Source organism: Caulobacter segnis ATCC 21756, assembly GCF_000092285.1.
Taxonomy (GTDB): domain Bacteria; phylum Pseudomonadota; class Alphaproteobacteria; order Caulobacterales; family Caulobacteraceae; genus Caulobacter; species Caulobacter segnis.
The window spans coordinates 4335553-4361105 of the sequence record NC_014100.1 but is presented as its reverse complement, the minus strand read 5'-3'; the positions used below and the strand labels follow the sequence as shown (position 1 = coordinate 4361105).

The 25553-nt window shown below is 67.3% G+C and carries 22 protein-coding genes; 8 read left to right on the top strand and 14 right to left on the bottom strand.

Annotated features, from left to right (window positions below; all coding sequences use genetic code 11):
* Window positions 1-62 precede the first annotated feature (62 nt).
* Both CSEG_RS19885 and CSEG_RS19880 read right to left on the bottom strand, forming a co-directional pair.
* Window positions 63-4079 (bottom strand): hypothetical protein, encoded by a 4017-nt coding sequence (locus CSEG_RS19885; protein ID WP_013081029.1) that lies wholly within the window; start codon window positions 4077-4079, stop codon window positions 63-65.
* Between the two features lie 107 nt (window positions 4080-4186).
* Window positions 4187-5035: a LysR family transcriptional regulator gene (locus CSEG_RS19880; protein ID WP_013081028.1), complete on the bottom strand. Its 849-nt coding sequence runs from the start codon at window positions 5033-5035 to the stop codon at window positions 4187-4189.
* Between the two features lie 138 nt (window positions 5036-5173).
* Between CSEG_RS19880 and CSEG_RS19875 the strand changes: the two genes are divergently transcribed.
* From CSEG_RS19875 to CSEG_RS19860, 4 genes are read left to right on the top strand one after another with little or no spacing between them, the layout of a single operon-like run.
* Window positions 5174-6178: an aldo/keto reductase gene (locus CSEG_RS19875; protein WP_013081027.1), complete on the top strand. Its 1005-nt coding sequence runs from the start codon at window positions 5174-5176 to the stop codon at window positions 6176-6178.
* Window positions 6179-6217: 39 nt separating this feature from the next.
* The gene (locus CSEG_RS19870) at window positions 6218-6613 is read left to right on the top strand and encodes a PaaI family thioesterase (RefSeq protein WP_013081026.1); all 396 of its coding nucleotides are present in this window, start codon (window positions 6218-6220) and stop codon (window positions 6611-6613) included.
* 4 nt (window positions 6614-6617) lie between these two features.
* Window positions 6618-7013 carry an SRPBCC family protein gene (locus CSEG_RS19865; protein WP_013081025.1) on the top strand — a complete coding sequence of 132 codons (396 nt, stop codon included), beginning with the start codon at window positions 6618-6620 and terminating at the stop codon, window positions 7011-7013.
* Window positions 7010-7486, top strand: coding sequence for a GNAT family N-acetyltransferase (locus CSEG_RS19860; RefSeq protein WP_013081024.1), 477 nt, complete (start codon window positions 7010-7012; stop codon window positions 7484-7486). Before CSEG_RS19865 ends, CSEG_RS19860 begins: the two co-directional genes overlap by 4 nt.
* Here the strand turns inward: CSEG_RS19860 and CSEG_RS19855 are convergent.
* The 10 genes from CSEG_RS19855 to trmD form a co-directional block, all read right to left on the bottom strand.
* Complete coding sequence (locus tag CSEG_RS19855; RefSeq protein WP_013081023.1) at window positions 7483-9102, bottom strand: long-chain fatty acid--CoA ligase; 1620 nt, start codon at window positions 9100-9102, stop codon at window positions 7483-7485. The genes CSEG_RS19860 and CSEG_RS19855 overlap by 4 nt on opposite strands.
* A 65-nt stretch (window positions 9103-9167) precedes the next feature.
* Window positions 9168-10976 carry a methyl-accepting chemotaxis protein gene (locus CSEG_RS19850; protein ID WP_013081022.1) on the bottom strand — a complete coding sequence of 603 codons (1809 nt, stop codon included), beginning with the start codon at window positions 10974-10976 and terminating at the stop codon, window positions 9168-9170.
* Window positions 10977-11072: 96 nt separating this feature from the next.
* Entirely contained in the window at window positions 11073-12125 is a 1053-nt protein-coding gene (gene leuB / locus CSEG_RS19845; RefSeq protein ID WP_013081021.1) for a 3-isopropylmalate dehydrogenase, read from the bottom strand.
* A 12-nt stretch (window positions 12126-12137) separates the two neighbouring features.
* A complete protein-coding gene (locus CSEG_RS19840; protein WP_013081020.1) occupies window positions 12138-12440 on the bottom strand; it encodes a putative quinol monooxygenase in 303 nt (100 codons plus the stop codon).
* A 38-nt stretch (window positions 12441-12478) separates the two neighbouring features.
* On the bottom strand, window positions 12479-13087 hold the full coding sequence (gene leuD / locus CSEG_RS19835) for a 3-isopropylmalate dehydratase small subunit (RefSeq protein WP_013081019.1): 609 nt from the start codon (window positions 13085-13087) through the stop codon (window positions 12479-12481).
* On the bottom strand, window positions 13084-14523 hold the full coding sequence (gene leuC / locus CSEG_RS19830) for a 3-isopropylmalate dehydratase large subunit (RefSeq protein WP_013081018.1): 1440 nt from the start codon (window positions 14521-14523) through the stop codon (window positions 13084-13086). The genes leuD and leuC overlap by 4 nt, the downstream gene beginning before the upstream one ends.
* A 302-nt stretch (window positions 14524-14825) precedes the next feature.
* The gene (locus CSEG_RS19825) at window positions 14826-15791 is read right to left on the bottom strand and encodes a LysR substrate-binding domain-containing protein (protein WP_013081017.1); all 966 of its coding nucleotides are present in this window, start codon (window positions 15789-15791) and stop codon (window positions 14826-14828) included.
* 269 nt (window positions 15792-16060) lie between these two features.
* The gene (locus tag CSEG_RS19820) at window positions 16061-16516 is read right to left on the bottom strand and encodes a hypothetical protein (RefSeq protein WP_013081016.1); all 456 of its coding nucleotides are present in this window, start codon (window positions 16514-16516) and stop codon (window positions 16061-16063) included.
* Between the two features lie 132 nt (window positions 16517-16648).
* On the bottom strand, window positions 16649-17044 hold the full coding sequence (gene rplS / locus CSEG_RS19815) for a 50S ribosomal protein L19 (RefSeq protein ID WP_013081015.1): 396 nt from the start codon (window positions 17042-17044) through the stop codon (window positions 16649-16651).
* Between the two features lie 3 nt (window positions 17045-17047).
* Complete coding sequence (gene trmD / locus CSEG_RS19810) at window positions 17048-17785, bottom strand: tRNA (guanosine(37)-N1)-methyltransferase TrmD (protein WP_013081014.1); 738 nt, start codon at window positions 17783-17785, stop codon at window positions 17048-17050.
* Window positions 17786-17901: 116 nt separating this feature from the next.
* Here trmD and CSEG_RS19805 point away from each other — a divergent pair, with 116 nt between their 5' ends.
* Window positions 17902-19497: a TadE/TadG family type IV pilus assembly protein gene (locus tag CSEG_RS19805; protein ID WP_013081013.1), complete on the top strand. Its 1596-nt coding sequence runs from the start codon at window positions 17902-17904 to the stop codon at window positions 19495-19497.
* A gap of 56 nt (window positions 19498-19553) precedes the next feature.
* Here CSEG_RS19805 and CSEG_RS19800 read toward each other — a convergent pair whose 3' ends face one another.
* On the bottom strand, window positions 19554-20489 hold the full coding sequence (locus tag CSEG_RS19800; RefSeq protein WP_013081012.1) for an isopenicillin N synthase family dioxygenase: 936 nt from the start codon (window positions 20487-20489) through the stop codon (window positions 19554-19556).
* 174 nt (window positions 20490-20663) lie between these two features.
* Here CSEG_RS19800 and CSEG_RS19795 point away from each other — a divergent pair, with 174 nt between their 5' ends.
* The 3 genes from CSEG_RS19795 (at window position 20664) to CSEG_RS19785 (ending at window position 23629) form a co-directional block, all read left to right on the top strand.
* The gene (locus CSEG_RS19795; protein WP_013081011.1) at window positions 20664-21338 is read left to right on the top strand and encodes an OmpA family protein; all 675 of its coding nucleotides are present in this window, start codon (window positions 20664-20666) and stop codon (window positions 21336-21338) included.
* 93 nt (window positions 21339-21431) lie between these two features.
* A complete protein-coding gene (locus CSEG_RS19790; protein WP_013081010.1) occupies window positions 21432-22496 on the top strand; it encodes a fatty acid desaturase family protein in 1065 nt (354 codons plus the stop codon).
* 89 nt (window positions 22497-22585) lie between these two features.
* The gene (locus CSEG_RS19785) at window positions 22586-23629 is read left to right on the top strand and encodes a helix-turn-helix domain-containing protein (protein WP_013081009.1); all 1044 of its coding nucleotides are present in this window, start codon (window positions 22586-22588) and stop codon (window positions 23627-23629) included.
* A 17-nt stretch (window positions 23630-23646) separates the two neighbouring features.
* On the opposite strand, the gene CSEG_RS19780 is transcribed toward CSEG_RS19785, so the two are convergent.
* Window positions 23647-25551, bottom strand: coding sequence for a monovalent cation:proton antiporter-2 (CPA2) family protein (locus CSEG_RS19780; protein WP_013081008.1), 1905 nt, complete (start codon window positions 25549-25551; stop codon window positions 23647-23649).
* Between the last annotated feature and the right edge of the window lie 2 nt (window positions 25552-25553).

Here is a 25553-nt window from a genome sequence, read left to right as displayed (position 1 = left end):
GGCCTTGGCCGGCGGACGTGCGAGGCCCTGGAGGTCGACGCGCTGACGCGGCGGCGCAAAGTTTACAGGCCGATCGCCTCCAGTTGTCCTGGCCCCATCGCATCGAGCTGCGCGGCGGTCAGCTTGTTGATCTGTGCGCGGGACAGGCTGCTCAGCTGGATTGGCGTGAGGGCGGCGATCTGGATACTTGTGAAGCCCGGGATTTGGCTGGGCATGATCTGACCCATTTGGGTGGTGTTGAGCGCCTGGATCGAGGCCGTCGGCAACTGACCGACCTGGGTGGTCGTCAGCGCGCCAAGCTGTGGGCCCGACAAGCGGGAGAGACCGCTTACGCCGAGCGCGGCCAGCTGATCCGCCGTGAGGCCGCGCACTTGCGTCGCGGTGAGGCCGCCGAACTGCTCCTCCGAAAGCGCTCCGATGGCGTCCATGGAGAGGGCCCCGATCTGGCTGGATGTGAGGCTCGCGATCTGTGTCCGACTGAGCTCGGCCATGTCGGTTTGATTGAGGCCGCGCACCTGGACCGCCGTCAGCGCCGAAATCTGCGCCGCCGAGAGGGCCGCAACCTGCCCCGCCGTCAGGGCCGAAATGTCGGCGGCCGAGAAGCTCTCCATCTGCTGTGGATTGAGGGCGCCGATCTGGGTGGTGGTGATCTCGCCGATGTCCGTGGCGCTGAGACGCTCGATCTGGCTGGTCGTCAGGCCCCGCACCTGGGCGGTCGTCAGACGGGCGAACTGCGTGGCGTCCAGAGCCGAAAGGACGTCGCCGTTCACGGCGCCGATCTGCGCTGCGGAGAGCGCCGCGACCTGGGTCTCCGAGAAGCTTCCGAAGCTGCTGAAGTCCAGGCCGGCCATCTGCGTCGTAGCGAGCCCCGCCACTTGGGTCGAGGTCAGGTTGGCCAACCCGCTGGTCCCCAGGGCCGCGAAAGCGGACACGGAGAGCGCGCCGATCTGACCGGCGCTGAGCGCCGCGACCTCGGTGGTCGACAGGCTGGCGATCAGGGTGCTCGAGACGCCCGCGATTTGGCCGGTTGTCAGTTGGCCGATGCGGGGCCGCACGACGGTGTCGGGCAAGGCGGCCAGCTGGGTGGTCGTCAAGCCGCTGAACTGTGTGGCGGTCAGGCCAGCCAGGCGCGTGGACGATAGGGAGGTCAGGTTCGCTATCGACAGAGCCGCGAATTGCGACGCGTTCAGCCCGTTCACTTGGGTGGTTGAGAACTCGGCGAAATCGGTGGCTGAAAGCGTGCTGATCTGAGTGGTGCTCAGGCTCTGCAGCTGGGTCGTCGAAAGGCGCGCGACCTGGGTCGCGGTCAGCGTCGAGAAGGCCGTGGGGCCGAGTGCGGCGAGGAAGCTCCCGGTCAGACCGCCCACCTGGGTCTCAGACAGACCTACGAGCTGCTCTCCGGTCAGATTCGCCGCTTGGGTCGCGCCAAGGCCCGCGATCTGGCTCGCGGTCAGCGCACCGATCTGCGTCATGGTCAGAGCCGCCACGGCGTCAGTCGACAGGGCGCCGATTTGGACGGCGCTCAGCGCAGTCAACTGGCTGCCCGACAAGCCGCTCAGCTGGGTCGGGCGTAGCGCCGAGATCTGCGACGCCGCCAAGGCCCTGATCTGGCTGACGCCCAGGGCCGCAACCTGGGTGACGTTCAGCGCGGCCACATCGCTTGAGGGCAGGGCGGCCAGCTGCGCGGCGCCAATCGCACCGATCTGCGTGGCGCTGAACTCGGCCATGTCCTCGGGCGAAAGACCGCGAAGCTGCGTGGCGGTCAGGGCTGCGATCTGACTGGTCGAAAGAGCGGCGATGCGGGCGGCGTCCAGTGCGGAGAGCGCATTCGGTGAGAGGCCAGCCAACTGGGATGGCGTCAGCAGGGCTAAGCGTTCGGGGGCGAGGGCGGCGATGGCCGTCGCCGCAAGGCCCGCGATCTGCGTCGAGCGCAGCGCCGTCCATTGGGTGGCTGACAGCTTTTGAAGATCGCCCGCGTCCAGTCCGGCCAGCTGCGTAGCGGTCAGGCCTTGGGTCTGGGTTCCACTCAGGCTGGCCCATTGGGTCGTCGAAAGGTCCGTCACCACGTCCGCCGAGAGCGCTCCGATCTGGCTGGTGGTCAAGCTGGCGATCTGTGTTCCGTTCAAGGCGCTGATCTGAGTGGACGTCAGGCTGCGGGCCTGGGTGGCGGTCAGGCCTCTGAGCTGGCTGGCGTCCAGCCGCGCCAAGCCGTCGATGGACAGGCGGCCGAGATTTTCCGGCGAGAGCGCGCTCAGCTGTTTCGACGTCAGCGCCGTGATCTGCGAGGCGGTGAGAGCGGAGGCGATGTCCGACGGTAAGCGGCCGATCTGCTCCGCGGTCAGAGCTTTCAGCTGTGTCGGCCCCAAAGCGGCGACCTGCGCCGTCGAGAGCGCGTCGAGCGCGGTCACCGACATCCTGGCCACCTGCATGGCGGTCAGTCCGCCGATAATCGTGGCCGAGAGGTGGGGCGCCATGGCGCCAATCTGCGTTCCATCGAGGAGCGCGATCTGGGTGGCGCTGAGTTGTCCGACATCCGTGTCGTCCAGGCCGCTCAGCTGGGTGGCGGTCAGGCCACGCAGCTGGTTGACGCCCAGGCTGTCCATCTGACCTTGATTGAAGGCGGAAAGCGCCGTCGGGGTCAGGCCGCTCACCTGCGGCGCTTTGAGCCCGCTGATCTCAGTGGTCGTCAGGCTGGCGATGTCGGTCGGCGTGAAGGCGTTAAGCTGGGTCGCGGTGATGCCGTAAATCTGCCCGATCGAGAAAGGGCCGGCCTGACGCAGCGCCGCCAACTGGGTTCCGGACAGCTCGGTGAGCTGGGCCGCGGTCAGGGCGCCGGCCTGCTCTGGCGAAAGGGCCGCGAGATCGCTGCGCGAGAGCGCTTTCAGCTGCAGCGCGGTCATCGCCTTGAGCTGGGTGGACGTGAAGGTCGAAAAGGCCTCGTCCGACAGGGAGGCCAGCCGTTCTGCTGGCAGAGCCCGGATTTGAGTCGCCGTGAACGCCTTGAGTTGGGCGCGGGTGAATTCGTTGAAGTCTTCGCCGTTCAAGGCCTTTAGCTGATCACCGCGAAGGCGCGCGATCTGGCTGGCGCTGAGGGCGCCGACCTGTGTGGCGTTCAGCGCCGAGAATGCCGTGGGCGACAAGCCGCCGAGGGCGACGGGGTCCAGCGCCGCCAGTTGCGTGGTGTTGAGGCTTGTGGTCGCGGTGACCGACAGCGCCGCCGCTTGGTTCGCCGCGAGACCATTCAGCTGGGTCGGCGTCAGGGCGGCGAGGAATTGTGGACCGGCTCGTCCGAGTTCCGCAGGCGACAGGGATCGGATTTGCGTCGCCGTGAACACGGCCTTGCGATCGCCGAGGGCGTTCAGCTGGGGCGACGTCAGGGACGAGAGTTGGCCGGAGGTCGCCCTCGACCACTGGTCCGGGGAAAACAGGACGATGGTTTCTGGCGGCAGCGCGCGCATGGTCGCGGGCGACAGGCCGGCGAACTGGGCTGGGGTCAGCGCGCCGATCTGGCTTTGCGAAAGACTGACCACCTGCGTAGGGCCAAGCGCGCCGATCTGGGTTGGTGTCAGGCTCGCCAGCTGATCCAGGCTGAACTCCGCCATATCCCCGGCGGAAAGGCCTCGCAGCTGAGCCGCGCTCAGCGCGCGCAGCTGGACCGCTGACAGGCTCTGGACCTGTTCCCGGCTAAGGGCTGAGACATTCGTCGCGCTCAAGACCGCGATCTGGGTCGTGCGCAACCCGTCCAGCGCCTCGGTGGTCAGCGATTGAATCTGGGTGCGGGAGAGCGCTGACACCTGAGCTTGGTTCAAGACCATGAGCTGGGTGCTGCTGAACCCTACCGCAGGTAGGCGAGGCAACTGCGCGGCGGTGAGGCCCGCCAGCTGGTTGGCGCCGAACCTGGCGAACTGCTCCGCGCTCAGGGCGGCGATTGCGGTCGCCGAGATCGCCGCGACCTGCCGGGAGGTGAGCTTGGCGAATTCCGATGGCGGGGCGGCGGCCAGAGCCGCCGCGCTCAGTCCGGCGATCCGGGTCGTCGTGAGACTGGACAGGGCCGACGGATCGGAGCTGACAACCGCCATCGATACTCCAAGAACTTCTGGCGGCCTTGAGCCGCAATTCACGCGAATCGCTAGACCACTCTAGGTGGAGTTATATTTAGTTAAAACTGTATTTGCAATTGTAAGAGCTAGCGCTCGGTCTTTAGGAAGTCCACGAAGGCGCGCAGGGGCGCTGGCATGTGCCGCCGACCGGCGTAATACAGGTAGGGGCCCGTAAACGGGGGCAGCCAGTCGTCGAGCACGCTCTCCAATCGTCCCGCCGCCAGGGCGTCGGCGACGAAGTCCTCGAAGGTCGCCATCAGGCCGACGCCCGCTTCGCAAGCCGCCAGTTCAAGGTCGATGTTGGTCGAGGTCAGCCGCGCCGTCGGATTGATGCGGATCACCTCGCCGTCCTTCTCGAACTCCCACGCATAGGAGGAGCCGCTGGCGAAGCGATGACGGATGCAGGCATGTTCGAGCACGTCGCGCGGATGGCCGGGGCGTCCATGCGTGTCGAAATAGGCAGGCGAGGCCACGAGAACGAAGCGTTGTGGTCCCGAGAGCGGCACGGCGATCATGTCTTTCTCCAGCCGCTCGTCGTAGCGGACGCCCGCGTCGAAGCCGGCCGCCAGAACGTCGATGAAAGAGTCCTCGGCCGTCACCTCCACCGCCACACCCGGATGCAGGGCCAGGAAGCGGGGCAGCAGCCTGGGCAGCACCACCTTGGCCACGACGCTCGGTACGTTCAGACGCAGCGTGCCCGTCGGGCTGTCGCGAAAGGCGTTGACCTCGTCCAGCGCCAGGGCGACGTCGGCGAGCGCCGGCGAAAGGCGCTCCAGCAGCTTCTGACCGGCTTCGGTCGGGGTGACGCTGCGGGTGGTGCGGTTGAGCAGGCGCACGCCTAGGCGGGCCTCCAGCCGTCGCACCGCTTCGCTCAGCGACGAGGCCGACACGCCGCGCAGGGCGGCGGCCGCGCGAAAGCCGCGCGCCCGGGCCACGGCGGTGAAGAGACGTCGAGATCAGCGAAGTCGGCCTGCTGCATTGTGCGAAATTCCGAACGGGTCGTGCGAACCTTATCAGATTATCGCACGACATTATTGGGCGCATAACCTGCTCCGCAAACACGGAGACATCAGATGAAGACGCGCCAACTTGGAAAGACCGGCCCTGTCGTTTCGGCTTTTGGCCTGGGCTGCATGGGCATGTCCGACATGTACGGCCCCAGCGACCGAGCCGAGAGCCTGGCCACCTTCGACGCCGCCGTCGAGGCCGGGATCACCCTGATCGACACGGGTGATTTCTACGGCATGGGCCACAACGAGATGCTGATCGGCGAGGCGCTGAAGAACCACAAGCGCGACAGGCTGGTGCTCAGCGTCAAGACCGGCGCCTTGCGCGACCCCGCCGGCGGCTTCCTCGGCTATGACGGCCGCCCTAACGCCATCAAGAACTTCCTGGCCTACAGCCTCAAGCGCCTGGGCGTCGACCACATCGATATCTACCGGCCCTCGCGCCTCGATCCCGACGTTCCGATCGAGGACACCATCGGCGCCATCGCCGAGATGGTCCAGGCTGGTTATGTCCGCCACGTCGGTCTGTCGGAGGTGGGGGCCGAGACGATCCGCCGGGCCGCCAAGGTCGCGCCGATCGTCGACTTGCAGATCGAGTACTCGCTGGTCTCGCGCGGCGTGGAGGCGGAAATCCTGCCGACCCTGCGCGAGCTGGGCATCGGCATGACCGCCTACGGGGTCCTGTCGCGTGGCCTGATCAGCGGCCACTGGACCAAGGATAGCGGCAAGGGCGGGCGGGATTTCCGCGCCCACAGCCCGCGCTTCCAGGGCGAGAACCTGGAGGCCAACCTCAAGCTCGCCGAGGCTCTCAGCGCGGTGGCGGAGGCCAAGGGCGTGACGACGGCTCAGGCGGCCATCGCCTGGGTGGCCTCACGCGGCGACGACATCGTACCGCTGATCGGCGCGCGCCGTCGCGACCGCCTCTCGGAAGCCTTGGGGGCGCTCGACGTCTCGTTGAGCGCTGAGGATCTGGCGGCGATCGAGGCCGCGGTTCCGGTCCAGGCGGTCGCCGGCACGCGCTACGCGGAGGCGATGATGACCCACCTCGACAGCGAACGCGGTTCGCGCTGAGGCTTGCATCCAGGCTGAAGACGGGCGTCAGATGGCGTCATGACCACGCCCGTCTTCGACCTGGACCTGCTGCCCTTCGCCGCCCTGATGGGCGTCGAGATCGTTCACGCCGCCCCCGACCGCGTCGAGGGGCGGCTGGCCGTTCGACCCGACCTCTGCACGGCCGGCGGCATCCTGCATGGCGGCGCGGCCATGGCCCTGGCCGATACGCTGGGCGCCATCGGCGCGTTCCTGTCGACGCCGGAGGGCAAGCGCACCACCACTCTTGAGAGCAAGACCAACTTCATCGCGCCGGCGGCGGTCGGCTCGACCGTCAAGGCGACGGCGACGCCGCTGCATATCGGCCGCCGTTCGAGCATTTGGGTCACCCGGATCGAGGGCGATGACGGGCGCCTCGTGGCGGTGGTCACCCAGACCCAGATGACGGTGGAGTAGCTCGATGTTCGAATCCCGGCACATCAGCATCCGCATCGAGAGGCCGGCCGCGGAGGTCTACGCGTTCGCCAAGGATCCGGAGAGCTTCCCCAAGTGGGCGGCGGGCCTGGCCTCCGGCCTGACCCGCGATGGCGACCGCTGGATCGCCCACGGACCGGGCGGCGATGTGATGGTGCGGTTCTCGCCAGAGAACCCCTACGGAGTTCTCGACCACTGGGTCACCCTGGCCGACGGGACCGAGCTCTTCATTCCCTTGCGCGTGGTGGCTAATGGCGATGGCGCCGAGGTCGGCCTGACCCTCTACCGGCCACCGACGATGTACGAGGACGCTGCGTTCGATCGCGACGCGGCGACGGTTGCGCGCGATCTGGCCAGGCTGAAAGCGCTGCTGGAAGCATGATCACGCTGCGTCCGCCCGCGCCCGGAGACCTGGGCTGGATCGTTCAGCGGCACGGTGAACTCTACGCCGCCGAACAGGGCTGGGATCATCGCTTCGAGGGCGTGGTGGCCGGGGTGATCGCCGACTACGCCAAGACCTTCGATCCCGCTCGAGAAGCCTGCTGGATCGCCGAACATGAGGGCCGCAAGGTTGGCTCGATCATGCTGGTCCGGGACAGCGACACGGTGGGCCGCCTTCGCCTGTTGCTGGTCGAACCGTCGGCGCGCGGGCTGGGCGTGGGCGAGGCCCTGATCTCGGCCTGCCTGGGTTTCGCGCGCCAAGCGGGTTACGCCGAGGTTGTCCTCTGGACCCAGAGCAACCTGCTGCCGGCTCGCCGCCACTATGTCCGTTTCGGCTTCGTGCTGGAGGACAGCTGGCCTTTCGACGGCTTTGGCGAGGGATTGGTGTCGGAGAGCTGGCGGCTCAAGCTCTAGCCTCCCAGGTGCCCGCGCCATGCCGCGCGCAGGACCTTCTTGTCGATCTTGCCCGTCGCGGTCAGCGGCACCGGCGCGAAGACGACATCGTCGGGCGTCCACCACTTGACGATGCGCGGCGCCAGATAGGCCAGCACCGCGGCCTTGGTGACGGCCGCGCCCTCATGCGGCTCGATGACCAGCAAGGGGCGCTCTTCCCACTTGGGATGCGGCACGCCGACGACGGCGGCGATTTTCACGCCAGGGCAGCCGACGGCGACGTTCTCCAGGTCGATCGAGCTGATCCACTCGCCGCCGGACTTGATGACATCCTTCTGGCGGTCGGTGATCCGCATGAACCCGTTGGCGTCGAGGGTGGCGATGTCGCCGGTGTCGAACCAACCTCCGTCATCCGTGGCGTCGTGGTCCTTGCGGAAGTAGCGGCGGACCACCCAGGGGCCGCGGACCTTGAGGGCACCGGAGGTCTGGCCGTCCCAGGGGGCGTCGCCGCCATCCTCCGTCTCCACTTTCAGCTCGATGCCGAACTGCAGCCGGCCCTGCCGGGTCCAGATCGCCTCGTCCATGGCTTTCTCGCCGAGCGCCGCCAGCGCTGGGGTCGGCGTCGCGACGACGCCGATCGGACAGGTCTCGGTCATGCCCCAGATCTGCAGCACCTGGACGCCGTAGCGGCGCTTGAAGGTCTCGGCCATGGCGCGCGGCACCGCGCTGCCGCCGATCACGACGCGCTTGAGCGTGCCGGGCGCGGCGTGGTTCTTCTCGAGCCAGTCGAGGTACATCGTCCAGATCGTCGGCACGCCGCCGGTGAAGGTGACGCCTTCGCTTTCGATCAGCTCATGCAGCGACGCCCCGTCCATGCGGTCGGCGGGCAGGACCAACTTGGCGCCGCAGATGGGGGCGCTGAACGGCACGCCCCAGGCGGTGGCGTGGTAGAGGCTCGAGCAGGGCATGGCCACGTCGAAGGCCGTGAAGCCGAACGCGCTGTTCAAACCGCCGGCCATGGCGTGCAGCACCACGGCGCGATGCGAATAGAGCACGCCCTTGGGATCGCCCGTCGTGCCCGAGGTGTAGCAGAGGAAGGCCCCGGCGTTCTCGTCGAACGACGGCCAGTCGATCGCTTCGGGCTCGCTGGCGATCAGGCGCTCATAGGAGATCGCGCCCACCTCGCCCGGGTCCGTGCGGGTTTCGTCGGAGAGCATGACGAAGGTCGTCACCGACGCCAGTTGCGGGGCGATCCGCTCGACCAGCGGTAGGAAGTTGCGCTCAAAGACCAGCACGCGGCTGCCGGCGTGGTCGATCGTATAGGCGATCTGCTCGTCCGACAGACGCGGATTGGCCGTGTGCAGAACCGCGCCGATTCCGGGAACCGCGTAGAACAGCTCCAGGTGCCGGTGGGTGTTCCAGGCCAGGGAGGTGATCCGATCGCCCGGCGCGACGCCGAGACGATGCAGCGCGTGGGCGGCCTGCGCGGCGCGGCGGGCAAGCCCCGCATAGTCGTACCGCCAAAGCGGCTCGTCGATCAGCCGCGAGACGATCTCGCGGGAACCATGGGCCTGGGCGGCGTAGGTCAGGACGCCGCTGATCAGAAGCGGCGTAGTCTGCATAAGGCCCGGGATCATCGGCTCCTCCCAACTCTTTTCGTTGGGAGGAGCCTAGAGCCTTATCGACGTTCAGGGAAAGGCGGTCAGGCGGCCCGCGCTCGCGTGGCGGCGTCCGAATTGGCGTCGCCCACTTGGAAGCGGCTGACCAGCACCGCCAGTTCGCCGGCCTCACCCTTCAGCGAGTGGGTGGCGGCGGTGGCCTCCTCGACCATGGCGGCGTTCTGCTGAACGACTTGGTCCATCTGGTTCACGGCGACATTGACTTGGTGCAGGCCGGTCGACTGTTCCTGAGCCGAAGCGGCGATCTCCTTGACCAGTGCGTCGATCGAGGCGACCTGGCCGACGATGGCGCGCAGAGCGTCGCCGGTCTGGGCGACCAGATCGACACCGGCGCCGACCTGCTGGGTCGAGGTCGAGATCAGAGCCTTGATCTCCTTGGCGGCTTCGGCCGAGCGCTGGGCCAGGGCCCGCACTTCCTGGGCGACGACCGCGAAGCCCTTGCCGGCGTCGCCTGCGCGCGCGGCCTCGACGCCGGCGTTTAGCGCCAGCAGGTTGGTCTGGAAGGCGATTTCGTCGATCACGCTGATGATCTGGTTGACCTGGCTGGACGAGGTCTCGATCTCGCTCATCGCCGAGACGGCCTGCTCGACGATCGCGCCCGAACGCTCGGCGCCGGCGCGGGCCTGGGCGACCAGGCCCGAGACTTCCAGCGCGCCGGAAGCGGTCTTGCGCACGGTGGCGGTGATCTCGTCCAGGGCGGCGGCGGTTTCCTCGAGGCTGGCGGCCTGCTGCTCGGTGCGGCGCGAGAGGTCGTCGGAGGCCTGGGCGATTTCCTCGGAGCCGGAGCGGATGCCACCCGTGGCGCCGTTGATGCCGCGCAGCACGTCGCGCAGGCGATCGGCGGCGGCGTTGAAGTCGCGCTTCAGGCGCTCGGTCTTCGGCGCCAGTTGGGCGGTGATGCGGTAGGTCAGGTCGCCCGAGGCGAGGCGATCCAGGGCCTGGGCCAGGGCGTTCATGGCGAAGGCGTCGGCCTCGGCCTCCGCGGCCTTCTCGCGCTCGCGCTGCTGGCGTTCGGCTTCGGCCTCGGCGCGCTGGCCGGCGGCTTCAGATTCCAAGCGGAGCTTCTCGATCGCGGCGTCCTTGAAGTAGGCGACGGCTTCGGCCATCTCGCCGACCTCATCCTTGCGGCCGATGGCCGGAATCTCGACGCTGTTGTCGCCCGAGGCGAGGCGACGCATGACGGTGGTGATCAGGTTGACCGGCGAGCCGATGGTCGCCGACAGCAGCCAGCCCATCAGGCTCGCGATGGCCAACGAGGCCAGGCCGCCGACGATCATCGAGGTCTTGGCCAGCAGTAGGGCGTCGGCTTGCTCCTTGGTCCGGATCGCCACGCGGGCGACGGCGGCGGCGCGCATGTCCTCCTGCAGCTCGCGTAGCTTGGTCAGGGTGTGCTGGCCGATGATTCCGGACGCCTGCTCCTTGCCGGCCGGATCGTTCATGGCGACGAGCGTGGGGGCGGCGACGTCGCGACGCCAATCGCTCATGGCGGCCCGGATGCCCTGGGCGCGCTTCTTCTGCGGGGCCTGGGTGGTCTTGGCTTCGAAGGCGTCCAGGGAGGCGTCGAACTTCGCCGCCAGCTTTTCATAGGACTGCTTGAAATCGGCGTCGCCGCTGAGAACGTATCCGCGCAGGGCGTTCTGCTGCTCTTCGGCCATCGTGGCCATCGCCTCGACCTGCGCGGCGAGCGTGAGCGCGCGCTGACTTGAGGTCGAGGCCTCGTCGATCTTGTTGAGGCTCGTCAGGACGACGGCGGCGGAGGCCACGAAGACCAAGATCAGCGTGCTGAATGCGATCGCCAGTTTCGCGGATATCTTCAGGTTCTGGAATTTCATGACTGGGCCCCACGCCAACGCGATAGCGTCAACGTCTAGGGCCCAACCATTAAGGTTTAGGTGGTTTTCACGCCCGGCCGGCGGGAGCCGGGCCGCCTAAAGGTGCGACAAAACGACGCTTCCCATCTCGGCGGTGCTCAACGCTCCACCGAGATCGCGCGTGCGCGCGCCGCCATTCAGCGCGGCCTTGACCGCGGCCAGTAGCCGGTCAGCGGCTTCGACCTGATTGAGCGACCAGCGGAGCGCCATTTCGAACGACAGGATCGCCGCCAGCGGATTGGCCACGCCCTTGCCGGCGATGTCCGGCGCTGATCCGTGGATCGGCTCATAGAGTCCGGGTTTGCCCGGCGCGCCCAAGGCCGCCGAAGGCAGCATGCCCAGCGACCCCGTCAGCATCGCCGCCGCGTCCGACAGGATGTCGCCGAACAGGTTGTCGGTCACGATCACGTCGAACTGCTTGGGAGCACGGACCAGTTGCATGGCGCAGTTGTCGGCCAGGATGTGCTCCAACTGGACATCCGGATATTCGCGGGCGTGCAGCTCGGTGATGACCTGCTTCCACAGCAGGCCCGACTCCATGACGTTCGACTTCTCGGCCGAATGGACCTTGTTGGTGCGGCCGCGCGCCAGCTCGAAGGCCACCCGGCCGACCCGCTCGATCTCACTCGTGGTGTAGACGGCGGTGTCGAAGCCCTTCTTCTGGCCGTCGGGCAGGGTTTCAATGCCGCGCGGCTGGCCGAAATAGACGCCGCCGACCAATTCGCGCACGAACATGATGTCCAGGCCCGAGACCAGCTCCGGCTTCAGGCTGGACGCGCCGGCCAGGGCTTCGAAACAGTAGGCGGGGCGCAGGTTGGCATAGACGTCCATCGCCTTACGCAGGTTCAGCAGGCCCGCCTCGGGGCGCAGGTGGCGCGGGACGTCGGCCCACTTCGGACCGCCGACCGCGCCCATCAGCACCGCGTCGCTGGCGATGGCTTGATCACGGACCTCGTCCAGCAGCGGCGTTCCATGGGCGTCGTAGCTCATGCCGCCATAGGGAGCTTCCTCGACCTTCAGGTCCGGCGTGAGGGCGGCCGCCACGCGGCGCACCTCGGCGCAGACTTCCGGGCCGATGCCGTCGCCAGGCAGGAGCAGCAGGGTGGACATGAAGCTTCTCTCTTAGATCTTGCGGTAGGCGGAAACGTCGAAGGACCGCAGGTCGCGGCCGTGTACGCCCAGCTCGGCGCAAGCGGTCCGCCAGGCGGCCATGTGCGGGGTGGCGCGATGGAATTCCAAGGCGGCCTCGCTCTCGAAATGCTCGTAGACGCGGATCAGGCCCGGGTCGAGCGGGTCCTCGGTCAGAGCGTAATCTAGACAACCCGGCTCGGCGCGCGTGCCCTCGACCTGAGCCCGGAGGTGCGGACGCAGGTCGGCCAGGCGCTCGGGGGCGATGCGGATCGTGCCGGCGAGGATCAGGGTCATCGTGGAGCCTCTCTCCCCTCTCGCGGAGGGGAGGCGGGTCAAGCCTCCAGCCAGGGCTGGCTGATGGCGCGCTTGTTTTCGAAGACGTCGATGTCGGTTGCGTGCTGCAGGGTCTCGCCGATCGCGTCGAGTCCTTTCAGCATCTTCTCCTTGCGGGCCGGATCGATCTGGAAGGCGAAGATCTTGCCCGAGGGCGACACGACGGTCTGGGCCTCAAGGTCGACGCTGACCATGTGGTTGCCGCCCTTGGCCTCGTCCATCAGGACCGCCAGCTCCTCCGGCTTTACCACCACCGGCAACAGGCCGTTGTTGAAGCAGTTGTTGAAGAAGATGTCGGCGAAGCTGGTCGAGATCACGCACATGATCCCGAAATCCATCAGGGCCCAGGGCGCGTGCTCGCGCGAGCTGCCGCAGCCGAAGTTGTCGCCGGCGATCAGGACGCTGGCGCCCTTGTACTCGGACTTGTTCAGCACGAAGTCGGCGATCTCGTTCCCGTCGGCGTCGAAGCGGAAATCGTAGAACAGGCCCTTGGCCAGGCCCTCGCGCTCGACGGTCTTGAGGAACTGCTTGGGGATGATCTGGTCGGTGTCGATATTGGCCAGCTCCAGCGGAGCCGCACGGCCGTCCAGGCGGGTGAAGGCCTTCATTGGGCGGTCTCCGAGAGCAGGGCGCGGACGTCGACGAGGTGGCCGGCGATCGCCGCCGCCGCCGCCATGGCCGGCGAGACGAGGTGTGTGCGCCCAGCGCGGCCCTGGCGACCTTCGAAGTTGCGGTTGCTGGTCGAGGCGCAACGCTCGCCCGGCTGCAGCTTGTCGGGGTTCATGGCAAGACACATCGAGCAGCCCGGCTCGCGCCAGTCGAAGCCGGCGGCCTTGAAGATGGCGTCCAGACCTTCGGCTTCCGCCTGTTCCTTCACCAGGCCCGAGCCCGGCACGACCATCGCCTTGACGTGCGGCGCGACCAGGCGGCCGTGCAGGAAGGCTTCCTGAACCACGGCGGCGGCGGCGCGCATGTCCTCGATGCGGCTGTTGGTGCACGAGCCGATGAAGACGCGGTCGATCCGCGCCTCGGCGATCGGCTGGCCGGCGGTCAGGCCCATATAGTCGAGGGCGCGATGGGCGGCGGCGCGCTTGTCGGGCGTCGCGAAGCTTTCCGGATCCGGGACCGTGCCGGTCACTGGGATCACGTCCTCCGGCGAGGTGCCCCAGGTCACCATCGGGACCAGGGCCGAGCCGTCGATCACGACGGTGCGGTCGAAGACGGCGTCCTCGTCGGTGAAGAAAGTCTTCCAGTGCGACAGGGCCATCTCCCAGGCCGCGCCCTTTGGCGCCGCCGGCTTACCCTGGATGTATTCGAACGTCTTTTCGTCGGGCGCGACCAGGCCGGCCTTGGCGCCGCCCTCGATGGTCAGGTTGCAGAGGGTCATGCGGCCCTCCATCGACAGGCCGCGCACGGCCTCGCCGGCGAACTCGATGACGTAGCCGGTGCCGCCGGCCGTACCGATCTCGCCGATCACGGCCAGGGCGACGTCCTTGCCGGTGACGCCGGGCGCCAGCTGGCCGTCGACGCGGACCAGCATGTTCTTGGCCTTCTTCTGGCGCAGGGTCTGGGTCGCCAGGACGTGCTCGACTTCGGACGTGCCGATGCCGTGGGCCAGGGCCCCAAAGGCGCCGTGGGTCGAGGTGTGGCTGTCGCCGCAGACGATGGTCATGCCCGGCTGGGTGCGACCTTGCTCGGGGCCGACCACGTGGACGATGCCGTTGCGGATGTCGCCCATGGGGAAGAACTCGATCCCGTTGTCGGCGACGTTGCGGGCGAGGGTCTTGAGCTGGAGCCGGGCCTCTTCGTCCTTCACCGCATCCACGCCGAGGGCCTGGCCCTCGGTCGGGATGTTGTGGTCCGCCACGGCCAGCGTGCGGTCGGGACGGCGCACCTTGCGGCCGGCCGCGCGAAGGCCTGCGAAGGCCTGCGGCGTGGTCACCTCGTGGATCAGGTGCAGGTCGATGTACAGGATCGCTTCGCCGTCGTTTTCGCTGACGACGTGAGCGTCCCAGATCTTGTCGTAAAGGGTTTTACCGGACATGGCGGGGATATAGGGCGGATCATGCGCCAAAATCCAGTGGCGCCCCGGCCTTGCGCCAAATTCTTGCGTTCCGTGTCCGCCGGACGACTAGAAAACGCAAAGGGCGCGCCGGTCTCTCGACCTCTCGGCGCGCCCTAGCATCATTTTCAGCCTTCGGGGGCCGATGGGCTCCGCCCGAAGAGGGCCGTCCACTAGAAAGGAGACGGTCTGGAAGCCCGGGCGACAAGCGCCGGGGGTGAAGTGATCTTCTCATGGAACGACGGTTTGTCAATCTTGGTGCGAACGCACGCAAGCTTGGCCATTCATTCGCCCGTGCGGGCCAAGGGCGAGGCTTTCGGCGCGTTCACCGGCGCCATGGCGGCGTACCGCGTGATCAAAGGGTCGCCCGCCGCCTGGGCCAGGACCCAGTCTCGGAAGGCGGCGATCTTGCGGACGCGGGCCCGTTCGCTGGGATAGGCCAGCCAATAGCCGCCGCTATAGCGGGCGACCACGTCGAAGGGCATGACAAGACGCCCCTCCGCCAACTCGCGCGCGAAGAAGATGGGAGAGCCCAAGGCCGCGCCCTGATCCGCCAAGGCGCTGGCGACCTCCAGGGTCTGGGCGTCGGAGGCCAAGCGCGGCGCTATTTGGTCTGCGCCCCCTGTAACGCCGGCCGCGTGGAACCACTCCTCCCACTCTCGCGCCACGCCGACACGTGGCGTGTCCAGCAGGTCCTCGGGGCGGGCCAGGCCGCCGATGCGTTCCAAGAACCGGGGCGAGACCAGCGGCGTCTGCACGGCGGGGATGAGGAAATGCGCCGTCATGCCCGGCCACTGTCCCTGACCGCCGCGCATGGCGATGTCGAGGCCCTCGCGCGCCAGGTCCGCCACTCGGCTCGAGGCTTCGAGTCTCACGGCGATGCGGGGATGAGCGATCTGGAAAGCGCCCAGACGCGGGGCCAACCATTGCCCGCCAAGGCTCTGGACGGTCGTGATCGACAGCACGCCTTCCTCGGTCTCGACCAGGTCCGAAATAGCCGAGCGCAGCAGGGAGACCGCTTCGGTCGCGGCGCGGGAGAGGCGCTCGCCCGCGGGCGTCAGGGCGACTTCGCGTGGCAGCCGGTTGAACAGGGGTTGGTCCAGACGTTGCTCCAGCGCTTTCACCTGCCAGCTGACGGCGGCCTGGCTCATGCCCAGCTCGCTCGCGGCGCGGGTGAAGCTCTTCAGGCGAGCAGCCGCCTCGAACACGCGGATCGCGCTGAGCGGCAGGCGGGCGAGGATGTCTGACATAAACCAAGCTTATGCGTAGCAAAGGACGCCGCGTTTGTCATGCGGTCGCAGAACCACGACCTTCAGCTCATCAATGCGCCAAGGAGGGCCATGATGATGGACGAAGCGCTGAAGAACCATAAGGAAAGTGCGTTCGGGTGGGTTTGGGCTCTGCGGGAAATATGGTCCGCCTTGCGCGCGCCTAGCCCACCCTGCAAACGCCGGCGTCTGCTAACCCCCCGATAAGCGCGCCTTGGGCGCGCAGCCGGCTTAAGCGTTCCTAGGCCCGATCAGCGCGGCCCTTTTCCATTCAGGCGGCGCGCTAGATCTTCCGAAGAGCGGACGGGCGGCGGTGGCCTCAGGTTGGCGAGGATCTGATCGCCGCCGCCGTCACAACCGAAGTCTGCGGAGACAATCCCCGTGTTGGGATTGTAAAGCGCGCAAGCGTCCGGCCGCCCATCGGCGTCACGGTCGATGTAGAGGTGGTCCGACTTCGCGTGGGCGTAAAGCTGCATGCCATCGAGACGACGCAAGGGGCGCAGCGCGGTCTTGCTCAATCGCTCGCCGTCAAAGCCGCCGAATACTGACAACCGGATTTCGTTCAGGTCGACGGACGGACCGGTCCGGCGCGTCTTCGCTAGGACGTCAACCTTGCCACCCGGCTTGGAAAGCTCGGGAGGGGGCGCGGCGCCGATCGCCAACAGCCCTGCGGCCAGGAGACCGATCGTCTTTAAGACGCGCTGCATTCGCTCCTCTCCATTGGGCGCCGTAATGGCTTGCGCCTTAGAAACTCACCCTAGTTGCATGTTGCGCGGCGCCAAAGAAAAAGGCCCCGGCGGATCCGCCAGGGCCTCGATCTTTCGCAATATCGACGAAGATTACTCTTCGGTCGCCGCCGCGGCCTTCGGGCCACCGGCGCGCTCGGCGATACGGGCCGACTTACCGCGACGGTCGCGCAGGTAGTACAGCTTGGCGCGACGGACGACGCCGCGACGCTTGACTTCGATGCTTTCGATGCTCGGCGACAGCAGCGGGAACAGACGCTCCACGCCTTCGCCGAACGAGATCTTACGGACCGTGAAGCTCTCGTGGACGCCCGTGCCCGCGCGAGCGATGCAGACGCCTTCGTAGGCCTGAACGCGCTCGCGCTCGCCTTCCTTGATCTTCACGTTGACGCGCAGGGTGTCGCCGGGCCGGAAGTCCGGGATCGCGCGAGCGGCCAGCAGACGGGCCGATTCTTCTTGCTCGAGTTGAGCGATGATATTCGCAGCCATGGTCTAGTCTCCTTTGGGCTTTCCCGTTTTCGGGACGCCTTTTGCCTGTTGATTGGCGAGGTGGGCCTCCCAGAGATCCGGGCGCCGCTCGCGGGTCGTCTCTTCACGCATACTCCGCCGCCACTGGTCGATCTTCTTGTGATCGCCCGACAGCAGCACCTCGGGGATGTCGAGCCCTTCGAACGTCCGCGGTCGCGTGTACTGCGGATGCTCGAGGAGCCCGTCCTCGAAGCTTTCTTCCAGCGTGCTCTCGATGTTCCCCAGAACCCCCGGGGCAAGTCGAACGCACGCCTCGATCACGACCATCGCCGCCGCCTCGCCACCAGCGAGAACCGCGTCTCCGACCGAGACCTCCTCGAACCCGCGAGCGTCGAGCACCCGCTGGTCCACCCCTTCGAAGCGGCCGCACAGCACCACGATACCCGGCGCCTTGGACCACTCCCGAACACGCGCCTGGGTCAGGGGCCTGCCCCGGGCGCTCATGTACAAAAGCGGCCGTCCACCAAGCTCCACGCTGTCGAGCGCAGAGGCGATGACGTCCGCTTTGAGTACGGCTCCTGCGCCGCCACCCGCGGGGGTGTCGTCGAGGAAGCCGCGCTTATCCTTGGAAAAGGCCCGAATGTCCAGCGTTTCCAGACGCCAAAGGTCCTGTTCCTTCCACGCGGTCCCGATCATCGAGACGCCGAGCGGGCCGGGAAAGGCCTCGGGGAACATGGTCAGGACGGTGGCGGTGAACGGCATGGGCGCTGTTTAGCCGCAGCGGACGCGAGAGTCGAAGGGCCGCTTATTTACCCAAGGGGTTACCGGCTTATTCACCAGCGCCGTCCAAGGTCGCGAGATATGGCTTGGATTGTCTGATGTCGCGCCTCACCCGCTTTTTCCGCCGTCTCGGGCGTGATGACCGGGGCGCGATCGCCATACAGTTCGCCCTGCTGGCCATTCCGATGTCGATCCTGGTCTTCGCCCTGATCGATCTCGGCCGGATCAGCCTGCAGCGCCACCAGATGCAGGACGCCCTGGACGCCGCCACCCTGATGGCCGCCCGATCGACCGCCGTGACGGACGCCGAACTGGAGTCCGTCGGCGATCCGGCGTTCCTGGCCGAGATCGCGGGCCTGAACCTTGGGCTCTCGGCGTCGAACGCCAGCTTCAAGGCCGGCGCGGGCAATCACATCATCGGAACCGCCACGGCGACGGTGAAGCCGATCATCGCCAACCTCTGGACCACGGACGACTTCAACCTGACCGCGACATCCGACGTCGTGCGATCGTCGAAGAACCTCGAGGTCGCGGTCGTGCTGGACATCACCGGCTCGATGAGCGGCTCGCGCATCACCGACCTGAAGACGGGCGCCTCCGACCTCGTGGATATCGTGGTCAAGGATCAGCAGGCGCCGTTCTACTCGAAAGTCGCCATCGTGCCCTACTCGGTGGGGGTCAATGTGGGGACCTACGCCGACGCCGTCCGGGGCGCCGTCATCGCGCGGACGATCACCGGCGTCAGCAAGACCAACGCCGCGGTGGTGGCCTCGGCCGCTCATGGCTTCATCGTCGGGGACAAGGTGACGATCAGCGGGGTGTCCGGCCCGACGATGCTGAACGGCAATACCTACAACATCACGGCGGCGTCCGCGGACAGCTTCACCATCAACGCCAACACCTCCAATGCGCCGAAATACGTCTCTGGCGGGGTGGCGACGTGCGACACCAGCACCAATCCGGGGTGCCTGAATTTCACCTTCACCAGCGCAAGCAACACGAAGGAAACACGGACGCTCAGCACCTGCGTGACGGAGCGGACCGGGACCTACGCCTATACCGACATCGCGCCCAGCATCGCGCCCGTCGGGCGGAACTATCCGACGACCAAGCTGGAAAACAGCATGCAGCCCAACCCCTGCCCGACGGCGACGATCACGCCGCTTTCCAGCGACCGCGTCACGCTGAAGGGACAGATCAACGCGCTTTCGATCGGCGGCTCCACGGCCGGTCAAATCGGGTTCGCGTGGGGCTGGTACATGGTCTCGCCGAACTTCGGCTATCTCTGGCCCAACGCCACCCAGCGTCCCGCGCCCTACAACAGCAAGGACCTGGTCAAGGTGGTGGTGCTGATGACCGACGGGGCTTTCAACACGCCTTACTGCAAGGGCGTGATCGCCAAGGACGCGGGGTCCGGCAGCGGGGCGGTCGATGACCACATCAACTGCGTGGCCACCAACGGGGACGCCTTCACCCAGACCCGCAAGCTGTGCGACGCCATGAAGGATCCGTCGCTGAAGCTGACGATCTTCACGGTCGGCTTCGACGTCGGCGGGGACGCCAACGCCGTCAACATGCTGAAATACTGCGCCACCGACGCTCAACACGTCTATTTCCCGGCGACCGGGTCCGAGCTGAAGACCGCCTTCAAGTCGATCGCCCAGGAAATCTCGTCGCTGCGGATCGCCAAATAGAAAGGGCGGCGACCGCATGGCCGCCGCCCTTCAGGGTTCTGGTTCAGCTCGCGGCGTCAGGCCAGCTTGATCTCGCGCAGGCGTTGCTGAAGGAACTCGTCCGCCGTGATCGATTCCGGATAGCGATCCGGATTTTCCGCCGTGACGCAGTTGGGCAGCGTCTTGATCTCGTAGTCCGACGCGAAGTGCAGGAAGAACGGCGTCGAATAGCGCGCGAAGCCGCGGCGTTCCGGCGGCGGGTTGACCACCCGGTGCACTGTCGAGGGCAGGACGTGATTGGTCAGGCGCTCGAGCATGTCGCCGATGTTGATCACCAGGCAGCCGGGGGGCGGGTTGATCGGCAGCCATTGACCGTCGCGATCCAGCACCTCGAGCCCCCCCTCCTCGGCGCCGAGCAGCAGGGTGATGGTGTTGATGTCGCCGTGGGCGCCGGCCCGAACACCGGTGGCGTCGGCGGGGATCGGCGGATAGTGCAGCAGGCGCAGCACGCTGTTGCCGTCCTGGACGGTCGGATGGAAGAAGTTGCGGTCGAGCTTCAGGTAGTTGGCGATGGCCTCCAGCACCTTGCCGCCCATGCCGTCCAGTGCGTTATACAGCCAGCTGACGTCATGCTTGAACGCCGGGATTTCGGCGGGCCAGACATTGTCGGCCATGTGGGCGCGGAAGCGGTGGCCGGGCGGCAGCTCGCGGCCCATGTGCCAAAATTCCTTGAGGTCGTAGTGGTCGGCGCCCTTGGCGGTCTCGACCCCGAACGGGATGTAGCCGCGCGCGCCGCCCTTCACGCCCGCGTACTGCTTCTTGGTCTCGACGGGCAGGGCGAAGAAGGCCTTGGCGGCGTCGACAGCGGCGTCGATGCGCGCTTGATCCAGGTCATAGTCCGAAAGAACCGCGAAGCCGTAGCGTTCGAAAGACGCGCCAAGCTCCTGGGAGAAGCGCGTGAAGTCCTTCGCGTAGAGCGAGAAGGAAACCGGAGCGATGGCGGAGTTAGACACGTCGACGAGCCTTGGGTCTGCAAGCTTCTGAATGAGTAAGTTCCTTCTTACTACACCGCGCTGAGACCGACGCGAAGAGCGTTCGTGCCGCCGACGGCTTGACGAGGGAACTTGACCATAAGTCGGGCGTTTGCCCGTCGGGCCTTGATCTACAACAAACCAACGAGGGTTGCGATGACGCGCAAGTTTGCTTTGGCCGCCGTCTTGGTGGGCGCGGGGGCTTTGGTCGCCTGCACGACGACCGACCCCTATACCGGAATGCCGGTCCGCAACAACACCGGTACGGGCGTCTTGGCGGGCGCCGGGGCCGGCGCCCTGCTGGGTTACCTCACCAACACCAACAAGGGCGAGCAGGGCCGCAAGAACGCTCTGATCGGCGCGGGGATCGGCGCCTTGGCCGGCGGCGCGGTGGGCAACTACATGGATCGCCAGCAGGCGGACTTCCGCCGCAGCCTTGAGGGCTCGGGGGTGATGATCCGTCGCAACGGCGACCAGATCGTGCTGGTCATGCCCAGCGACGTGACCTTCGATGTCGACCGCTCCGACATCCAGCCGCGCTTTGTCCGCGTGCTGGACGATGTGGCGCGCACCCTGAACGCCTATCCGCAGACCACGATCGATGTGGTTGGTCACGCGGACTCCAGCGGGGCGGATGAGTACAATCAAGTGCTGTCCGAACGTCGCGCCAGCGCGGTCGCCGGCTATCTGACCAGCCAGGGACGGGTGCTGCCGGACCGTGTCTTCGTCGCCGGCATGGGCGAGCGCCAGCCTATCGCCGACAACTCCACCGCCGCCGGCCGCGCCGAAAACCGCCGTGTCGAGATCGTTCTGCGGCCTCTGACCCGATAAGCGTCGACCGCTTCGCGCCCTTACGAGCACGAAGCGGTTGCTTTTCGTCTCCGTCGTCGCCAATTCGTCACCTTCGAGCAGTGCGAGGGCGAAGTGGCCAAGACAGCGAGCGATAGCGTCAGCCTGACGCGTCAGGCCTACGCCCTGACCGATGATCTGATGACGCCGAACGCGGCGGTCTACTGGATAGACCTGCTTGTGTCGGCGGCGTTGATGTGGGGCGGCTTCCTGCTGGCCGCGACGACGTCGAGTCTGGCGATTGGTCTGGTCGCTGGCCTGATCAGCGTCCTGGCGCTCTATCGCGGGCTGAGCTTCATCCACGAACTGACCCACATCCGTGACGACGAAGCGCCTGGCTTCCGCGTGGGCTGGAACGTGCTGGTGGGCGTGCCGCTGATGACGCCGTCGCTGATGTACGAGGGCGTGCATAACGTCCACCACGTCAAGGATCGGTTCGGTACGGCGCTGGATCCGGAGTACCTGCCGCTGTCGCGCTACACGCCGCTGTCGCTGGCGGGCTTTCTATTCGTGGCGCTGCTGGCGCCGATCGGCGTGCTGATCCGCTCGGCGGTCCTGACTCCGCTGTCGTTCCTGGTCCCGCCGCTGCGACGCTTCGTGAAGCAGCGTCTGTCGGCCCTGGTCATCAATCCCGACTTCGTTCGCGAGGACATGGCGCGCGTCCGCCCCGCCTGGCTCTTCCAGGATATCGCCTGCTGGCTGTGGTCGTGGGCCGTGATCGCCGCGACCGTCGCCGGCTGGCTTCCGCTGCGCTTCGTGCTGACCGGCCTGGCGATCTTCTCGCTCGCCACTTTCGTCAACCAGGCCCGCACCCTGGTCGCCCACCACTGGGACAACGACGGCGGCAAGATGAGCCTGGACGAGCAATTCCTCGACTCGGTCAACGTGCCGCCGCCGAATCTGGCCTCGGAGTTGTGGGCCCCCGTGGGGCTACGCTACCACGCCCTGCACCACCTGCTTCCCAAGCTGCCGTACCACAATCTCGGCAAGGCCCATGCGCGGCTGGCCCAGGCGCTGACGCCGGACTCGCTCTATCATCGCGCGTCACAGAAGGGACTGTTCGAGGCCCTGACGGCGCTGTTCCGGCGGGTGGCCGTCAAGCCTGTCGTGGCTGAGCACGGACGCCACGCCGCCGAATAGTTGTAGGCTCTCGACAAGGCCAAGCTCGAGCGGCAAGAGAGAGGGGCGTCCTGGGTAGCGTCCATGGGGCGCTCCAGTTCGAGCGTCCTATGTCGCTTTCTCTTCCGCTTCCCCGGCATCAGGCCGGCACCCGTGTTTCGCCCGGCCGTCGCGGCGTCGCTGACTACGCCGAAGCGATCGCGCCCGTTTTCGACACGCGCCTGTGCGACGTCGGCCCCGAAGGGCCGGATCTCTGGATCAGCAGCGTCAATGTCGGTCCCATGCTGCTGGGCTACGCCCATATGAGCGGCGGAACCTATGGCTACGGGCGTGATCACCGGAAGGTGGCCGCGACGGGATTGGACCTCATCCTGGTGCAGATCATCGCCGAGGGGAGCGACCGCAGGCAGGCCCACCGCAGCGAGGTCGAAACGCAGGTCGGCGATGTCTGCCTGCTGGACCTCTCACGATCCTTCCAATCCGAAGCCCAGACCTGTGGCAACTTCAGTCTCGCTATTCCCCGGGAGGCCCTGGCCGCGCGCGACCGCGACCTTGACGATCTGCATGGCCGGGTCCTGCGATACGACACCCCCGCCGCTCGCCTGCTCAAGGGACACGTCGAGACGATCTGGAGCATGACGGGCGCCCTCTCGATCCACGACGCGCCCGCCGTGGGCCGATCCACCATTGACCTGCTGGCGGGCCTCGCGCTGCCGACGTCCGATCGCCAGCAGGCCCGGCGGGCCGTTTCGGAGTCCCGCCTCACTCAGATCCGCCGGTTCATCGACGCCAACCTGCACGAGCCGGGCCTGGGTCCCGAAATGCTGTCCCGCCAGTTCGGGCTGTCGCGCGCTTCGCTGTATCGGCTGTTCGAGCCGCTTGGCGGGGTGCGCGAGCATATCCAGGGGCGGCGTCTTCGGCGCGTGTTCGACGCCCTGACCGACCCGTCCTTGCGTCATTTGCCGTTGAGCCAGGTAGCCGAGGGTCACGGATTTTCGGCGTGGTCCAGCTTCGCGCGCGCGTTCAAGGCGCGGTTTGGCATGAGCCCCGGCGAGGCGCGGGAGATCGGCGCCGTGTCCGCCATGCAGGCCTGGACCGCGGCCACTCAGGACCAGCGCTTGCCAGACTGGCTGCGGACCCTCGAAGGGGCCTGACCGCGTCGCCTAGCGGCTCAGTCCGCGCCCTCCTGTTGGGCCCGCTCGCGCAATTCCTCGTCCAGGCTGGCCGTGTCCCACGCGCCGCCGGCGTCGCCGGGACGCATGCGGTGCAGGTCGGCGTCCAGCAGCCGATCCATGGTCTGGGCCGCATCGCGGGAGGCCAGGATATAGGCTTCTTCCTGACCCCACATCGGCCGCAGCTCCTCGAACATGCGGCGGTCGTGGCGACGGAAGTAGGCCGCCGCGCGATGGGCGCGATGGGCGCGGAAGCCCAGCTTCTGCAGCGCCGTGGCCCCCAGGGCGAGGGCTGACTCGAAGGTCTCGCGTTCCACGGCGTCGGCGCCATTGGCCAGCAGATCATAGGCGTGGCGACGATCCCAGGCGCGCGCCAGGATGACGAGATTGGGGAAGGCCTTGCGCGCCGTCTCCACCAGCTCAACCGTCTTTTCCCGATCATCCAGCGCCACGATCAGCATGCGCGCCCGATCGGCGCCGGCCTGGCGCAGTAGGTCGAGGCGGGTGGCGTCGCCGTAGTGCACACGCCGGCCGAAGCGACGTAGCAGCTCGATCTGCTCGATGTCGCTGTCCAGCACCGTCGACTTGAAGCCGTTCGACGACAGCAAGCGGCCGGTGATCTGCCCGAAGCGACCGAAGCCGGCGATGATGATGTCCGGCTCGCTTTCGTCGAAGTCGCCAGTGTCGGGAACGACATCGGGGATGGCGGCGTCCATCAGCGCGGCCACGCGCTCGTAGAGGATCATGGCCACGGGCGTGAGCGCCATGGAGACGGCCACGGCGGCGGTCAGCAGGGCCGCCAGCGGCGCGCCGATCACGCCCGCCCCGACCGTGAAGCTGAGCAGCACGAACGCGAACTCCCCGCCCTGGGCGAGGGCGGTGGCGACCGCCAGGGCGCCTCGCTTGGGCGCGCCGAACAACAGGGCCAGGCCGTACAGGACCAGGAATTTCAGCGCCATCAGCCCAAGGACCAGGCCGCCCAGCAGCAGAGGCTGACGGGCGACGAGCGGCAGGTCCACCCCGGCGCCCACCGTGATGAAGAACAGGCCCAGCAGCAGGCCGCGGAACGGCTCGATGTCGGTCTCCAGCTCGCGCCGGAACTCGCTCTCGGCCAGGACTACGCCCGCCAGGAAGGCGCCGAGCGCGGGCGACAGGCCCACGATCTGCATCAGGCTGGCCACGGCGACGACGATCAGCAGCGCCGAGGCGGTGAAGATCTCCCGCAGGCGGGCTTTGGCGATAAAGCGGAAGACGGGTCGCACGAGATAGCGGCCGCCGCCGACCACGGCGGCCACGGCCGCGAAGACGGACAGCCCTTGCGCCCAGACGGGCAGGTGGGCCACCAGACTGGCGCCGCCGTGCCCGCCCGCGTCGCCATGGGTCTGCGGGGCGACCGTGGCGAGCAGGGGCAGGAGCGCGAACATCGGAATGACGGCCAGGTCCTGCAGAAGCAGGATCCCAAACGCCGCCCGTCCCACCGGTCCCTGCCTCAGGCCCTTTTCATCCAGGGTCTGCAACACGATGGCGGTCGAGGACATCGCCAGCACCATGCCGACCGCCAGGGCCGTCTGCCAGGGCAGGCCCAGCAGCATGGATGCGCCGGCGATCGCCAGCGAGGTGCAGACGACCTGGGTCCCGCCAAAGCCGAAGATGGCCTTGCGCATGTCCCATAGCATCGAGGGCCGCACCTCGAGGCCGATCAGGAACAGCAGGATGACGACGCCGAACTCGGCGAACTTCATGACGTCGGCCTGCGCGCCGATCAGCGACAGGGCGTAAGGTCCGATGACCACGCCCGCGATCAGGTAGCCGAGCACCGAGCCGAGTCCCAGCCGCTTGGCGATCGGCACCGAGACGACGGCCGCGCCCAGATAGACGAGCGTCTGGGTGAGGAAGTTTTCCATCT